Source organism: Lonsdalea britannica (assembly GCF_002111595.1).
GTDB classification, from domain to species: domain Bacteria; phylum Pseudomonadota; class Gammaproteobacteria; order Enterobacterales; family Enterobacteriaceae; genus Lonsdalea; species Lonsdalea britannica.
Genome location: NZ_LUTN01000017.1, coordinates 82,965 through 97,649 on the forward strand (window position 1 = coordinate 82,965; position 14,685 = coordinate 97,649).

Annotated in this window: 13 protein-coding genes and 1 pseudogene; 5 read left to right on the plus strand and 9 right to left on the minus strand. The window is 56.9% G+C overall.

Features of this window, described 5'->3' with window-relative positions; genetic code table 11:
* Nucleotides 1–12: 12 nt before the first annotated feature.
* The 7 genes and pseudogenes from uvrD to AU509_RS14130 all read right to left on the minus strand — a co-directional run bounded on the left by uvrD (nucleotide 13) and on the right by AU509_RS14130 (nucleotide 8,473).
* Nucleotides 13–2,175, minus strand: a complete 2,163-nt coding sequence (uvrD, locus tag AU509_RS14100) for a DNA helicase II (RefSeq protein ID WP_094118638.1) — start codon at nucleotides 2,173–2,175, stop codon at nucleotides 13–15.
* Between the two features lie 85 nt (nucleotides 2,176–2,260).
* Nucleotides 2,261–2,977 (minus strand): 5-amino-6-(5-phospho-D-ribitylamino)uracil phosphatase YigB, encoded by a 717-nt coding sequence (yigB, locus tag AU509_RS14105; protein ID WP_094118639.1) that lies wholly within the window; start codon nucleotides 2,975–2,977, stop codon nucleotides 2,261–2,263.
* Nucleotides 2,977–3,887, minus strand: a pseudogene (gene xerC / locus AU509_RS14110) (tyrosine recombinase XerC). The gene yigB and the pseudogene xerC overlap by 1 nt, the downstream one beginning before the upstream one ends.
* The gene (locus tag AU509_RS14115) at nucleotides 3,884–4,597 is read right to left on the minus strand and encodes a DUF484 domain-containing protein (protein WP_085653652.1); all 714 of its coding nucleotides are present in this window, start codon (nucleotides 4,595–4,597) and stop codon (nucleotides 3,884–3,886) included. The pseudogene xerC and the gene AU509_RS14115 overlap by 4 nt, the downstream one beginning before the upstream one ends.
* On the minus strand, nucleotides 4,594–5,418 hold the full coding sequence (gene dapF / locus AU509_RS14120; RefSeq protein WP_094118640.1) for a diaminopimelate epimerase: 825 nt from the start codon (nucleotides 5,416–5,418) through the stop codon (nucleotides 4,594–4,596). The genes AU509_RS14115 and dapF overlap by 4 nt, the downstream gene beginning before the upstream one ends.
* 88 nt (nucleotides 5,419–5,506) lie before the next feature.
* Entirely contained in the window at nucleotides 5,507–5,674 is a 168-nt protein-coding gene (lptM, locus tag AU509_RS14125) for an LPS translocon maturation chaperone LptM (protein ID WP_085653650.1), read from the minus strand.
* Nucleotides 5,675–5,914: 240 nt separating this feature from the next.
* A complete protein-coding gene (locus AU509_RS14130) occupies nucleotides 5,915–8,473 on the minus strand; it encodes a class I adenylate cyclase (RefSeq protein ID WP_094118641.1) in 2,559 nt (852 codons plus the stop codon).
* Nucleotides 8,474–8,814: 341 nt separating this feature from the next.
* Here AU509_RS14130 and hemC point away from each other — a divergent pair, with 341 nt between their 5' ends.
* The 5 genes from hemC (at nucleotide 8,815) to AU509_RS14160 (ending at nucleotide 13,644) form a co-directional block, all read left to right on the plus strand.
* Nucleotides 8,815–9,753 carry a hydroxymethylbilane synthase gene (hemC, locus tag AU509_RS14135; RefSeq protein ID WP_094118642.1) on the plus strand — a complete coding sequence of 313 codons (939 nt, stop codon included), beginning with the start codon at nucleotides 8,815–8,817 and terminating at the stop codon, nucleotides 9,751–9,753.
* On the plus strand, nucleotides 9,750–10,496 hold the full coding sequence (gene hemD / locus AU509_RS14140) for a uroporphyrinogen-III synthase (RefSeq protein WP_094118643.1): 747 nt from the start codon (nucleotides 9,750–9,752) through the stop codon (nucleotides 10,494–10,496). Before hemC ends, hemD begins: the two co-directional genes overlap by 4 nt.
* Before the next feature lie 17 nt (nucleotides 10,497–10,513).
* Nucleotides 10,514–11,641 (plus strand): uroporphyrinogen-III C-methyltransferase, encoded by a 1,128-nt coding sequence (gene hemX, locus AU509_RS14145; RefSeq protein ID WP_094118644.1) that lies wholly within the window; start codon nucleotides 10,514–10,516, stop codon nucleotides 11,639–11,641.
* Between the two features lie 2 nt (nucleotides 11,642–11,643).
* Nucleotides 11,644–12,873 carry a protoheme IX biogenesis protein HemY gene (gene hemY, locus AU509_RS14150; RefSeq protein ID WP_094118645.1) on the plus strand — a complete coding sequence of 410 codons (1,230 nt, stop codon included), beginning with the start codon at nucleotides 11,644–11,646 and terminating at the stop codon, nucleotides 12,871–12,873.
* Between the two features lie 546 nt (nucleotides 12,874–13,419).
* The gene (locus AU509_RS14160) at nucleotides 13,420–13,644 is read left to right on the plus strand and encodes a SymE family type I addiction module toxin (protein WP_094118646.1); all 225 of its coding nucleotides are present in this window, start codon (nucleotides 13,420–13,422) and stop codon (nucleotides 13,642–13,644) included.
* Nucleotides 13,645–13,712: 68 nt separating this feature from the next.
* Here the strand turns inward: AU509_RS14160 and AU509_RS14165 are convergent, their stop codons facing one another.
* Together AU509_RS14165 and AU509_RS18770 are read right to left on the minus strand one after the other, a co-directional pair.
* Nucleotides 13,713–14,180, minus strand: coding sequence for a hypothetical protein (locus tag AU509_RS14165; RefSeq protein ID WP_094118647.1), 468 nt, complete (start codon nucleotides 14,178–14,180; stop codon nucleotides 13,713–13,715).
* A partial coding sequence (locus AU509_RS18770) for an RHS repeat-associated core domain-containing protein (RefSeq protein ID WP_254901590.1) occupies nucleotides 14,181–14,685 on the minus strand: 505 nt, incomplete at its 5' end.

The following is a 14,685-nucleotide window of genomic DNA, read 5'->3' on the forward strand; positions in this document are numbered from 1 at the left end:
TCAGTAATCAGTTTATACGATATCCAGCTTTGCGTAAGCCGCCACCAGCCATTTTATCCCCTGACCGGGGAAGGCCACCTGAACGCGGCAATGGTCGCCGCCGCCTTCAAGATTGACAATGGTCCCTTCGCCGAACTTGGCATGACGCACGCGCTGCCCCAGCTTGTAGCCGCTGTCGCTCTCGGAAATCGGCGTTCCTAGCCGCTGCTGATTAACGGGCCGCGACACGCTGGCGCGCAGTCGGACTTCCTCCACGCACTCCTGCGGCAGTTCGCCAATGAAACGCGACGGGCGGTGGTAAACCTCTTTGCCGTACAAACGGCGAGTTTCCGCGTAGGTCATCGTCAGTTTACGCATCGCACGGGTCACCCCGACATACGCCAGTCGGCGCTCTTCCTCCAGTCGCCCGCCCTCTTCGAGAGACATCTGGCTTGGGAACATGCCTTCCTCCATCCCAACGATGAAGACCTGAGGGAACTCCAGCCCTTTAGCGGAATGCAGCGTCATCAGCTGGACCGCATCCTGATAGGCATCCGCCTGCCCTTCTCCGGCTTCCAGCGCCGCATGAGACAGAAACGCCTGCAGCGGCATCAGATCCTGATCTTCTTCCTGATAGCTGTACTGGCGCGTCGCGGTGACCAGTTCCTCCAGGTTCTCGATGCGGGTCTGGCCCTTCTCGCCTTTTTCCTGTTCATACATGCTCCACAGGCCGGAGTCTTTGATCACGCGGTCAGTTTGTACGTGCAGCGGCTGCTCGGCGGTATCGTTGGCCAACGCGTCCACCAGTTCGAGGAAGCGCTGTAGCGCACCGGCGGCGCGTCCGGCCAGCGCCTTCTCCTGCAACAACGCACGCGTGGCCTGCCACAGAGTCAGCTGACGGTCGCGCGCGGCCTGACGCACCACTTCCAGCGTCCGGTCTCCGATGCCGCGCGTCGGGGTATTCACCACGCGTTCATACGCCGCATCGTCGTTACGGTTGGCGATCAGCCGCAGGTAGGCCAGCGCGTCTTTGATTTCCTGTCGTTCGAAGAAGCGCATTCCGCCATAAATGCGATAAGGCAGACTTTGCTGTAGCAGCGCCTCTTCCAGCACACGGGATTGGGCGTTGCTGCGGTAAAGAATGGCGCACTCGTTCAGGCTGCCGCCCATTTCCTGCCACGCCTTGATGCGGCTGACGACAAACCGCGCCTCGTCCAGTTCGTTGAACGCGCAGTACAGGGAAATCGGGTCGCCTTCGACGCCGTCGGTCCACAAATTTTTCCCCAGACGATCGCCGTTATGGGCGATCAGGGCATTGGCCGCGTTGAGGATATTGGCGCTGGAACGGTAGTTCTGCTCCAGACGGATGGTGGAAGCCTGCGGGAAATCGTTCAGGAAGTGCTGAATATTTTCGACCTGCGCCCCGCGCCAGCCGTAGATAGACTGGTCATCGTCACCCACAATCATGACCCGGGCGCTGTCGCCTGCCAGCATACGCACCCAGGCGTACTGAATGCGGTTAGTGTCCTGGAATTCGTCGACCAGAATGTTGTTAAAGCGATCCCGGTAGTGCTGCAGAATGTGCGGCTTGTTCAGCCACAATTCATGGGCACGCAGCAGCAGTTCGGCGAAATCCACCAGTCCGGCGCGATCGCAGGCTTCCTGATAGGCCTGATACACGCGGAGCCAGGTTTGCTCCACCGGATTGCCGTAGCTTTCGATATGCTGAGGACGCAGGCCCTCGTCTTTTTTGCCGTTGATGTACCACATCGCCTGCCGCGGCGGCCACTGCTTCTCGTCCAGATTGAGCGCTTTGACCAGCCGTTTGAGCAGACGGAGCTGGTCTTCGCTGTCCAAAATCTGAAAGTCCTGCGGCAGTCCGGCATCAAGATGATGCGCGCGCAGCAGCCGATGCGCCAGACCGTGAAAAGTGCCGATCCACATGCCGCCCTGACTGGTGCCGATCAACTGTTCGATTCGATGGCGCATCTCTGCGGCGGCTTTATTGGTGAACGTCACCGCCATGATGGAGTACGGGGAGCAGTTCTCCACCGACATCAGCCAGGCGATACGATGCACCAGCACCCGCGTCTTGCCGCTGCCAGCCCCGGCCAGCACCAACATGTTGCTGCGGGGAGCCGCGACGGCGTCGCGTTGTTTATCGTTCAGGCTGTCGAGCAGATCAGATACGTCCATAGGCGTCGGTTATCCGTGAAAAGGGCATCCCGTCACCACATGGCGACAGTTCACCTCTGTTTATGCATACAGTGGAAGGCGTGAATTATAGCAATGCCGTCAGCGATGCCAACCTTGCAATTGCAATATGCGGCAGCAGCCGAGCGTCGCGAAGCTGCATCAGGTTGGCTCCCTGCACCCCGATCCAGCAGGATTGCATCCCGCAGCGTACGGCGCCGGCCACGTCGGTGATGAGATCATCCCCCACATGCAGCAGGTGATGCAACGGTAAATTGAGACGCTCCGCGGCCTCATGAAACATATCGTGCCACGGCTTGGCGCGGCCGTCCGGACCGGCGCGGAGGACAAACTGGAAGTATTCGCCCAGACCGCAGGCATGAGGATCGGCGTTACCGTTGGTGATCGCCGCCAGCGGCCAGCGCTGAGCCAGCGCCCCAAGCGTGTCGTGAGTTTCCTGTGACACGCTGATACGGCTGCGCCAGTAGGCAAAGTGCGTCATCGCTTTCGCCGCGCCGTCGTCCGCTTCCGCCTCACTCACTCCCTGACGCCGCAGCGCCAGCACCACCGTACGGCGACGCCATTCGGTCATGTCGTGATAGATCTCCGGTTCCTGCGTACGCAATTCGTCACGCATCGCACCGAACTCCGCTTCGGTCAACGAACTCAATCCCGGATGGAGAGCGCGTAGAAATTGCAGCGCTTCGCGCGAGCTGCGCCGCACCACCTCGGCGTTATCGTATAACGTGTCGTCCAGATCGAAAGTGATGGCCGCGATAGGGCCCAGCGGACGGTAGACGTGCATCAGGATTTGCCTCGTTTCGCGCGAGGATGCGCCGCATCATAGACCGAGGCCAAATGCTGGAAATCCAGATGCGTATAAATTTGAGTCGTGGTGAGGTTGGCGTGTCCCAACAGTTCCTGAACCGCACGCAGGTCGCCGCTCGACTCGAGCAAATGCGTCGCAAAGGAGTGGCGCAGCTTATGGGGATTGATGTGGCTGTTCACGCCTTGCTTCACGCCCCACTCGGCAAAGCGCTTCTGCACGTTGCGCATGGAGATACGTTTACCGAGACTGGAGACGAACACCGCGTCGTCATCCGGCGCGTAGATCTCCCGCAGCGCCAGCCAGCGTTCAGCCAAGTCACCGCCGTTCCGCCCAGCGGCAAACGACGCTCTTTGCTGCCTTTCCCCATCACCCAGACTTCGCCGCTGTCCAGATCGATATGCCCCAGATCCAGACCGACCAGCTCGGCCAGACGCAGACCCGCGCCATACATCACTTCCAGCATCGTCCGATCGCGGACCGCCAACGGATCGCTCTCGTCGATGTCCAGCAGACGGTTGACCTCGTCCACATCCATATTCTTCGGCAGATGGCGTCCGGCACGCGGCGTGGCTATCCCTTTGGCAGGGTTGGCGTTCAACTCACCGCGGCTCACCATCCAGTCCAGAAAACTGCGCAGTGCGGAAAGGCGCAGCGCCAGACTGGAGGACTGTAGTCCGTCGCGTTTGCTGCGCGCGACCACCGCACGCACTCCGGCGGCATCCAGCTGACGCCAGTCGCTGATGCCGGAGGCGGATAAAATAGTGATCACAGCCTGAAGTTGGTGCGCATAGCTGCTTTGCGTCAGCGGGCTGAGCTGTCGCTCGACGCGCAGGTAACGTAAAAAGGCGTCGGCCTGCGTCAGCAAGGGCGAGTCGGGGACGTTCATAGCCGTTCGATCCAGCGTTGCAGAACCATCGGCAAAATCGTCGCCAGATGCTGCAAAAGTACGGTCCCCATCCCTTCCTGATAATGATGGCTATCGCGGCTGCTGAAAATCAGCAGACCCAGATCGCCTTTTTCGCCCATCAACGACAGCGCGACCGACCCCACCTGCCGCGCCTGAGGCAATAGCAGCAAAAGTTCAGGTCCGTTCAGCGAGCCGAGATAGTGATTCCGTTTCCCCAAGCGCTGAATGCGCAAGGGTTCGAACAACGTGCGATTTAGCGCGAGATGCGTGAAATCAGACGGCGCGCCGATGCGCCATTTGTCGCTGAACAATCGCACCGTGGCGCCGGACAGCCCGAGCTTGCGCGCCCAGCGCTGCAACCGGTCCAGCAGATCCTGCAAAGAGTCGGCCGCCGATAAGGCCAGCTGCAACTGCAACAGCTGATTGAACAGCGCCTCGTTCTGCGCGGCCTGCTCCATCAGGAGCGTAATGTCCTCTTCCAGATGCTGGATTTGGGTACGCTGACGCGATAGCTGCCACTCGACCAGAGACACACTTTCTCGCACCGGGTGCGGAATGCGCATTTGTTCGACGTGGCGGGAATTACGGATGAAAAAATCGGGGTTTTGGTGCAGGAACTGCAGCACCATGTCGTCCGTGAGTTCAACCTCGCGATCTGCCTGTTCCTGCTGCTCCTCGACGCGTTTCATAAATGAATGAATCCATCATAGACATGCGTGGCCGGACCGGTCATGAACAACGGGTTTCCCGGCCCCGCCCAATGAATATCCAGCTCGCCGCCCGGCAGTTGCACTTTGACTTCCGCCGACAGCAGCCCTTGCTGAATCCCAACCGCGACGGCCCCACAGGCGCCGCTGCCGCAGGCCTGCGTTTCACCCGCGCCGCGCTCAAAAACGCGCAGCCGGACGGAATCGCGATTAACGACCTGCATAAAACCAATGTTAGCGCGTTCAGGGAAACGTTCATGACTTTCGAGCAATGGACCCAGCGTTTCGACCGGCGCCGTATCAACGTCATCGACCTGCACAACGCAGTGCGGGTTGCCCATTGAGACCGCGCCGCACAGCACGGTGTGGTCCGCCACACGCATGATGTAGGTTTTCTCTGCTTTGGCGGCGCGAAACGGAATCTGCTGCGGTTCAAAGTTGGGCTCGCCCATGTTGACCCGCACCAGTTCGTCTTCGGTGACCGACAGCACCATACGCCCGCTATGGGTGCTCACATTAATATGACGTTTATTCGTCAGCCCTTTCAGACGTACGAAACGCGCGAAGCAGCGAGCGCCGTTGCCGCACTGCGCAACCTCGCTGCCGTCGGCGTTAAAAATACGGTAATGAAAATCCAGCTCAGGATCGTACGGCGGTTCGACAACCAGCAACTGGTCGAAGCCTACGCCGCAGTGGCGATCCGCCAGCCGGCGGATGAGTTCGGGTGAAAAATAGACATTTTGCGTAACGGCATCGACAACCATAAAGTCATTGCCTAAACCGTGCATTTTGGAGAACTGCATTATCCTGACTCCGCTGGCTCAACCGGACGCGGTAAATACGCTATCGTGACCTGTTAAAATATGGGAAATCCCGTTTGATCGTCCGCCGTTATGGCCGGTTAGTCGATGGTTGCGGTGTCGTATTTTTCTGTGTCTGAGATTCGCTCGGCGTCGTGCTTTTGTGCTCCGGCGGGAAGTACAACGGCCCTTTCAGACCACAACCGACAACCCCGAGTGCAACCAGTGCCAGCGCAGCTTGGCGAAATAGCGTTTTCATAACGTTAAACCTGTCGTTCAGAGACTCATGCTCTCTATAATCGCAGCTGGATCATGAAAATCAACAGGAATCGAAAATCAACGACGGGGAGTTCGATTAATCAGACCGATGTACGAGGACTCTTCGCTAAAAGCGAGCGCTCAGGCCGAGAGCAAGTGAGAGAGCGTTCACGTATCGTTATAGGGCGACGCGCCGGGAGATGAGCGTTAACGCACAAGCCGACTTCCGCCGTAGCGCAGACTACAGCGTTTGCAGCTGTCGCGGGTTCAGCCGCGCGGGATCGTCTTGCAGCGAGGTCATGCACATCGGCGAGAGGTCGCTCTTGCGGAACGGGATCACCTTCGTGCGACCATCGACCTGGACGATCTGGTAAAACTGCGGCAGGTTGAAGTTGATCGAGCTGGCGCCGTAGGTGAAGCGGTCGTGCGAGGAAGAGTAGAAGCGGCTGACGTCACGTACCAGTTCCTCTTTGCTGCCTTCGCAGTGGTGGAACACTTCCACGCGGTTGGTCTCATCCAGAATATAGATATTGAAACCCTCGTCATCCGTCCGATTTTCAAAGAAGAACTGAATGATGCCTTCGCTGGCGACGCCATCGATGACCGGCGGCAAATGAACATGCGCGGCGGTTTCCACCTGAATAGGCAAACCCTGTAGCTTGTTGTTGGAGATCGCGCCGTAGAACTCTACCGCGTTCTCCTGTTTCTGCACCGATACGCTGAGCCGTTCGAAGAACAGTCCCCAGGTTTGCCCCGCCACCTTCACCGCTTTAAAGCGGCCCGGCTCGTGCCGCGTGCTGGACAGGCGCAGTTCAATGCACTCCGACACCAGTTGCTGCACGCGCGTGCGGATCAGCCCGCGCAGATGCTGGCTGTAGCAGAAAACATCCAGCGACTCCGGCAGCGCGGCGTCCTGATGCATTTTGCCCAGAATAGTTTTCAGCGCTTCCAACACCGCCTGTTCGCCGCTGAAGTGCAGGGTTCTGATCTCATTCCAGGAGTTGCGATACAGCAGGTCGATGCTGCCGACCAGGCACTGCTGCTGCTGACCGAAGCTGAAGACGTCCAGTTGGCGGAAATCGAAATGCACGACCTGATTACGGAAGGCCGCCGTCGGATCGTGTTCGAGATTGACGATAATCGCCAGATGACGAATTTCGCACGGACTGTAGAGCGCTTTGGGTGTCGGCGGCGCGACACGCAGCGGGAAGTGGCTCGCCACGTCGGAGACCAGCTCCTTGAGCTTGGCTAAGTCGCATCGATCTCCGCCTTTGATATGCAGCTGCGTGGCGGACGTCAGCAGACCGTTGAAATAGGCCCAGGCCACCAGCTTGTTCAGGTAGCGGTTATATTCCAGCGGTTGGTGGCTGATGATCGCATCCATCGACGGCGCCTGATTATACAGATACCAGCCGCTGCGATTAGCGCGCCCGGCGGGCACGTAGATGAACGTCAGGTCCGGCTCGGACAAATCAGGGGAGATCTGCGGATTCACCAAGGTCACCTTGCCCGGCAGCGCCTCGAAGGCGGCGTACAGCTTGCGCGTCAGCACGCCGATATCCTGCGGGCTGGCGCTGACGCTCAGGTTGTTACGTCGGGCAAAGCGAATCAGATTGCGATAGCTCTGCATCATCGCATCCAGCAGTTCATTATGCGCTTCGCGCACCTGCTCAATTTTCCAGTTGGCGCGGTCGTCCAGCATCTGCAAACGTTGGTCGTCCCAGCCCCACTGCTGAACCAGCTGTGTGAGGATCTGCTCGCGCCAGGCGGTCTTGCCGACGCCGGTCGACAATTTTTCGCAGACTTTGAGATAGAAGCAGCGGCGCGCCAGGTCCAGACGCGGCATATCGTCGATGGCGGTGAGATAGTGGGTGACGCGCTCCAACATCATGCAGTACGGGTCGAGACCGAACGACACGATTTCGCCTTTATGCAAACGCGTTTTGATTTCGGCCGACAGCAGACAGGTATCGGGATACTCCCAGGAGTAAGCTTCCAGCAGCAGCGTTTTCAGCACCGCTTTGTAGGGGGAGTCGATGCTTTTGTAGAGCTGCCAGAGGCTGGCGCCAAAATACTCTTCTGCCGATAAGGTGCTGAGTCCGCCCAGATCGAGCCACTCATTCGGCGCCAGCGCGCCCTGCGAATAGAGGTTGATGACGTATTCGTCGTAATTCGGCTCTTCTTCTACCGGCACCATGTTCCACAGGATGCGCTTGCCCGCCATGCGTACGGCGGTGCGGTAAAACTCATCCAACAACAGAATGTGCTGGGTCGACCCGCAGTCCTCGCCGCCCAGACTGCCGCTCTCGTTGTGACGGAAGCGGTTTTCGTCCATAACGAAGAAGCTGACATCCACCCCCAGACCCGCCGCCCACTGTTCCAGCAGCGTGCATTTCTGCTGTAAGCGCTGACGCTCTTCGGTATCAAGCCAGGATTGATGACAAACCCATACGTCCAGATCGGACGTGCAGCTTTGACCAATCGAAGAAGTGCTGCCCATCGAATAAATGCCATTGATGGGGAATTCGCCCTGCTTGCACAACGGCTCCGCCATCCCGCCAATCAGCTGGGCGTCATCGAAATAGCGTTGTTGGTTTTCATCAGGCGTGTAGAGGCATATGCCGTGTGGGACCTTACCTTCAAGGTAGCCCGGCATCTGGGGATGGTGGTGATGTAGTAAAACTGGCAAAAGACTGTAAACCTGCTGGAAAGCGGGTCTCATTGCTGCCAGAGCGCGATCAACTCGCAGTTGGTTAATCGCGTCCAGTCTCTGCTTCAGTGTCTCGATGTAGAGGTACAAGACGTTTCGCCTGATTATCCCAGTGACTAAAAAAAAGCCGTTTTTCCAAACCAACCTGTCCTGAGTAGCGATTTAGAGGAATGGCGGACAGTTTATTGCTGGAAACGTGATCAATTTAACACCTTGCTGAAAAGGCGTAAAGAAAGTAAAAAAAGTCAGAATTTTCGGTCTACACTGCGGGATCGGTCCTGCTGTCGCTCACTCAGACTCCGCCAGCATTTATGATTTATGGCTGCTATCATTGCAATCGTTACCAACTGAGGTTTAGCCACAGCCCGGCAACTGACACTGGCGCAGCATCAATGATACGATGCAACGAAACGATAACAACGGTATCCAGCATGTTAGAGAATACTCTCCGAATTGCCACCCGACAAAGCCCGCTCGCCTTATGGCAGGCTCATTATGTACAACAACAGTTGCAGTCCTGTCATCCGGATTTACAGGTGGAGCTGGTACCGATGGTAACACGGGGAGACGTTCTGCTGGATACTCCGCTTGCCAAAGTCGGTGGAAAAGGCCTTTTCGTCAAAGAGTTAGAGCTAGCCCTGCTGGAACATCGCGCCGACATCGCCGTACATTCCATGAAGGACGTGCCGGTAGACTTTCCGCCGGGACTTGGACTGGTCACCATCTGCGAGCGCGACGATCCCCGAGATGCGTTCGTCTCCAACCGTTACGCCGATCTGGACGCATTACCTGAAGGCGCATGCGTCGGTACGTCCAGCCTGCGCCGTCAGTGCCAGCTGCGCGCCAACCGCCCCGATCTGGTAGTGCGCGACCTGCGCGGCAACGTCGGCACACGCCTGTCAAAACTGGATAACGGCGAATATGACGCGATTATTCTCGCCGTTGCCGGACTTAACCGCTTGGGTATGCAAGACCGCGTACGCTGTGCGTTGAGCCCGGAAGTTTCGCTGCCCGCGGTCGGTCAGGGCGCGGTCGGTATCGAATGCCGACTGGACGACGTTCGAACGCAAAGCCTGCTGGCCCGGCTGAATCATGCCGACACCGCCACGCGGGTGCTGGCGGAACGCGCCATGAACACGCGCCTTGAAGGCGGATGTCAGGTGCCGATCGGCAGCTATGCGGAGCTGAAGGGCGATACCCTGTGGCTGCGCGCGCTGGTCGGCGCGCCGGACGGCAGCCGTATCATCCTGCGCGAACGTCGCGGCCCCCGCGCAGAGGCCGAAAGCATCGGCATTGCGCTGGCCGAAGAGCTGCTGTCCTGCGGTGCCGGAGAGATTCTGCAGTCTGTTTACGGTGCCTCGTCGTCATGACGATTTTAGTTACCCGCCCCTCTCCTGCGGGCGAGCAACTGGTTTCCCGTCTCTGTCAGGCCGGACTCACGGCCTACCACTGTCCATTGGTTGAATTTACAATGGGTCGCGAACTGCCCCAGTTACCCGCTATGCTGAATACATTACAGCCGGGTGATTTGGTCTTCGCACTTTCTCACCAGGCCGTAAAATTTGCTCAGCCAGCCTTATCGCAGGTGGGTCTAAGCTGGCCGACAACATTGCATTACTATGCCGTCGGCCGCACCACCGGGTTGGCGCTGCATACCGTCACCCGTCGACCGGTCATCTATCCTGAAAGCCACGGCACCAGCGAAACGCTGCTGCAACAGCCATCGCTTCAACAGGTGACAGGAAAGCAGGCCCTGCTGCTGCGCGGGAACGGCGGCCGGGAATTGCTGGCCGAGACGCTCCGCCAACGCGGCGCGCGCGTCAGCTACTGCGAATGCTACCAGCGGACGCCGGTCCACTATGACGGTGCTGAGCAAACGCTGCGCTGGCAAACGCTCGGCGTGAATACGCTGATCGTCACCAGCGGAGAAATGCTGCAACAGATCTATACTTTAGTTCCTGATTATTATCGGGCTTCGTGGCTACTGAGCCGCCGAATGGTGGTGGTCAGCGAACGACTAGCTACCCTGGCCCATGATTTTGGCTGGCGCGACATTGCGGTCGCCGATAATGCAGATAACGATGCGCTGCTGCGCGCACTACAACAAACCTGATCATAGGATGTCTCATTATGACGGAACGCATGACCCCCACAACCTCGAACGAAGAAGTTGTTGAACGGGCAGAATCGTCCACTACACAACCCGAACCGACACCGTCAGCACCTCAGCGTTACGGAGTGCTCCTGGGTGCCGCAGCCATCGTTATCGCACTCGGCTTGAGCGGCAGCGTTTACTATTACGCGCATCAGCAGACGTCGAAACAGTCGGCGATCGTCGCGCAATTACAGGAACAACTTGACGGGTTCAAACAGCAACAGCAGCAAAACCAACACTCCTGGCAGCAATCCCTGGCTCAGCAAAGCCAGACGCAAAACGCCAGCGAGCAACGTCTCACGGCGTTGAACAGTCAGGTGGGCGATCTGCAGGAAAAGCTGGATGCGCTCTCCAATCATGACGCCAAAACCTGGCTGCTGTCCGAAGCCGACTTCCTGGTGAAAATGGCCGGCCGCAAACTGTGGGCGGACAAAGACGTCACTACCGCAGGTACGCTGCTTAAAAGCGCCGACGCCAGCCTGGCGGAGATGAAAGACCCGAGCCTGATCGACCTCCGTCGCGCTATCACACATGACATCAGCACGTTAGCCAGCGTCAATCAGGTCGATTTCGACGGCATCATTCTCAAGGTAAATCAGTTGGCCGATCAAGTGGATAACCTGCGCATGGCGGACAGCGATCTGGACGAAGCGCCGATGGACGAGAACGACACGTCCCTGTCCGCCTCGCTAAGCGAATGGCGCCAGAACCTGAGTAAAAGCTGGCACAATTTCCTGTCGGAATTCATCACCGTCCGTCGTCGCGACAGCGGCGCCGAACCGCTGCTGGCGCCAAACCAGGATATCTACCTGCGCGAAAATATCCGCGCCCGTCTGCTCGTCGCCGCTCAGGCGGTGCCGCGCCATCAAAACGAAACCTATCGACAGTCGCTGGAAACCGCCGCGGTATGGGTTCGCGCCTACTTCGATAACAACGACGCGGCAACCAAAGCCTTCCTGGAACAGCTGGACGCACTCAGCCAACAGTCGGTCTCGATGGATGTTCCGACCGAACTGCAAAGTCAGCCTCTGCTGGAAAAAGTGATGCAGACCCGGGTCCGTAACCTGCTGGCGCAACCGTCAGCCGCGCCGCAGGGAGAGTGATTATGCTTAAGGTTCTTCTGCTTTTTATCGTGCTGATCGCCGGTCTGGTCGCGGGACCGATGGTCGCCGGTCACCAGGGCTACGTGCTGATCCAGACCGATAACTACAACGTGGAAACCAGCGTCACCGGCCTTGTCATCATGCTGGTCTTGTTCCTGCTGGCCTTTTTGCTGGTCGAGTGGATACTGCGACGCGTTTTCCGTACCGGCGCACGCACGCGCGGCTGGTTCCTCGGTCGTAAACGCAGCCGTGCTCGCAAACAGACCAAAGCCGCACTGCTTAAGTTGGCGGAAGGCGACTATCGCCAGGTCGAGAAGCTCATGACGCGTAACGCCGATCATGCCGATCAACCGGTAGTGAACTATCTGCTGGCCGCCGAAGCCGCACAACAGCGAGGCGATGAATTCCGCACCCGGCAGTATCTCGAACGCGCCGCTGAAATCGCCGACACCGACCAGCTACCGGTCGATATCACCCGCGTTCGTATTCAGTTGGCCCGTCATGAAGACCATGCCGCTCGCCACGGCGCGGATCGTCTGCTGGAAGTCGCGCCGCGCCACCCTGAAGTGCTGAGACTGGCCGAGCAAGCCTTCCTGCGCACCCATGCCTATAGCGCGCTGCTGGATATCCTGCCCGCCATGCGCAAAACCCAATTGCACGATGAAGCCGAGCTGGCGGCCCTGCAACAGCAGGCGACACTGGGTCTGATGAATCAGGCGATGTCGGAAGGCGGCAGCGAAGGGTTGAAACAGTGGTGGAAGAATCAGAGCCGCCGCGTACGCAACGAGCAGGCGCTGCAGGTTGCGATGGCGGAGCATTTGATTGAATGCGACGACCACCAGACCGCGCAGCAAATCATCGTCGACGCCTTAAAACGTCAGTATGACGAAAGACTGATCCTACTGATGCCGCGGCTGGACGCCGGTAACCCGGAACAGTTGGAAAAAATTCTGCGCCAGCTGATCAAACAGCATGCCGACGTTCCTTTGCTGCACAGTACGCTGGGCCAGCTGCTGATGAAACACGGCGAATGGGAACAGGCCGCCGAAGCTTTCCAGGCTGCGTTGGCGCTGCGTCCAGACGCCTACGACTACGCCTGGTGCGCCGACGTCTACGACCGCCTGAAAAGGTACGAGGACGCCGCCACACAGCGTCGCGAAGGGCTCCTGCTGTCATTGCAGTCTACGCCAGCTGCTGAGGTTGAGGCCTTGCCAACGCCGCAGGCCCAATAAATCCCACCTCAGGCGCAGACTTGCTCTGCGCCGTCCTCCTCCATCCTCGTTTGCCTTTCTGCTTCTACGGGAAGGCAAGCGGCGCACTCACCGACCTCAGATATAATGTGCAATGCTACGGCGTTCTCTCTCGCCCGGCGGCAGCATGCTGCCGGTAAGGCTGTAGGTAGGTGCTGGGCAGTCCTTCTTCTTACTATTCCAACCACCGCAGGGTGCGCGTCACGCTGTGCTCCTCGTAGGCTTTGCGCACTTCCGTGCCGTTCTGCCACTCGCGCACCACCCGGTCGCGCAGGTCGTAATATTACCTGCTGGAAGGGGCGACGGATGAAGCGGCTAAAGGAAGATTTGAAGACCGCGAGTTACTGCGGCAGTTTCAGGAGGTCGAGCAGTTGCCCGATGAGGATAAGGAAGTGATTAAGAAGTTGCTGGATGCCTTTTTAACCAAGAAGCAGTTACAGGTACTGGCAAAGTAACGGAGCTAACGCGGAACTGACGCGCTTGCAACACGTCAGCCCGCTCACCACAACCGACTGGAAGGAGTTGACTATGGCTAAGGCACATTCTAAGTCAGGCGTCACCGTTAATAAAGCAATCAAAACAGCGCGTTACTACACCGTGGGATATGCCCCGCAAAACGGCAAGCCCGACCCACCGTCCGCGATTAACCTTAAAGGCCGCTGGCTGGAAGCGTCGGGGTTTATGACGGGGATGCCGATCACCGTGACGGTGGAGCGGGGAAGGATAGTGATTGAGACGGAGATTAATCTCTGACGCCTTGAATTAAACAGCAGGTAAAAAAACAGCCGGAAGGATCGTTGGGATCGCTTCCGGTTTATTACCTATTTTTTAGGTTTCCATGAATAATAATCAGAAACTCTCATTTCTTTCAGAATAAGATTCAAAGGAATGTGATCTATATCATCTGCTATTTCATCATATGGCTCAGGAAGATCAATTGAAAAACCAAAGTCATCATTTATTATAATACAACCATTAAAGATACGTTGTTTATCAGTCAATTTAATTATATCGGACATTCTCATTCCAGTATGCAAAGAGTTCATGTAATGACCTCTGTATCTCTCATTGCATCCGACAGATATAATTAAACCGTTAGATAATGTAGCTATCGTAATTGTTTCATCAATAACATACGCAATTCTTTTTTCATCATCAGGCAAAAAATAATCGAAAATCCTAATGGAATGATTTAAATACATTTTACTGAAATATTTTTCAACATTATCGCCTAAAGCGATATTTCCAATCGATTTATTGGAAATAATATCGGCATTGATATCGATCATTTATAACCCACCATTCATTAAGACACCATCGATATAAACTGGCGAATCTGTAATAAGATCATAATTTTCAAACCCACCGTGACCTATTCGACCATAAACGACATCTTTACCATTAGCATCACGATAAACTTTCCAGTAGTCATTCCCATGAATATTCTTCTGAGAGCCAGATCCACCTGGATGATAGTCTAATTTATAAGTAGTGCCTGACTTTGTTGTTTTAACATATTGAGTATGCTGGATAGCGCCTGGCTTGCCAGCCTGAGGATATGTTCTCGACCAGCCTTTCGACGTTAAATAATTATGAACATCCGCAGGTTTTTTCCCTGTCAAACGATTAGTCCAGCGACTGGTAATTCTATCTCTTTTATTAAATCCTTTAGATGAACAACCAGCAAGCCCCAGCGGATCAACCCAATCCAGAGGATTCTGCACATACCCGTAATTATTATCACCCCCCAACACCCCTATCGGGTCCGGCGAGATATACCCGCCGCCGGTGGGG

Excerpts from the sequence above, each read along its gene's own strand:
- uvrD (WP_094118638.1), bottom strand. The coding sequence starts at position 2,175 with ATGGACGTATCTGATCTGCTCGACAGCCTGAACGATAAACAACGCGAC.
- yigB (WP_094118639.1), bottom strand. The coding sequence starts at position 2,977 with ATGCACGTCTACCGTCCGCTGGGCCCTATCGCGGCCATCACTTTCGAT.
- AU509_RS14115 (WP_085653652.1), bottom strand. The coding sequence starts at position 4,597 with ATGAAACGCGTCGAGGAGCAGCAGGAACAGGCAGATCGCGAGGTTGAA.
- dapF (WP_094118640.1), bottom strand. The coding sequence starts at position 5,418 with ATGCAGTTCTCCAAAATGCACGGTTTAGGCAATGACTTTATGGTTGTC.
- lptM (WP_085653650.1), bottom strand. The coding sequence starts at position 5,674 with ATGAAAACGCTATTTCGCCAAGCTGCGCTGGCACTGGTTGCACTCGGG.
- hemC (WP_094118642.1), top strand. The coding sequence starts at position 8,815 with ATGTTAGAGAATACTCTCCGAATTGCCACCCGACAAAGCCCGCTCGCC.
- hemD (WP_094118643.1), top strand. The coding sequence starts at position 9,750 with ATGACGATTTTAGTTACCCGCCCCTCTCCTGCGGGCGAGCAACTGGTT.
- hemX (WP_094118644.1), top strand. The coding sequence starts at position 10,514 with ATGACGGAACGCATGACCCCCACAACCTCGAACGAAGAAGTTGTTGAA.
- hemY (WP_094118645.1), top strand. The coding sequence starts at position 11,644 with ATGCTTAAGGTTCTTCTGCTTTTTATCGTGCTGATCGCCGGTCTGGTC.
- AU509_RS14160 (WP_094118646.1), top strand. The coding sequence starts at position 13,420 with ATGGCTAAGGCACATTCTAAGTCAGGCGTCACCGTTAATAAAGCAATC.
- AU509_RS14165 (WP_094118647.1), bottom strand. The coding sequence starts at position 14,180 with ATGATCGATATCAATGCCGATATTATTTCCAATAAATCGATTGGAAAT.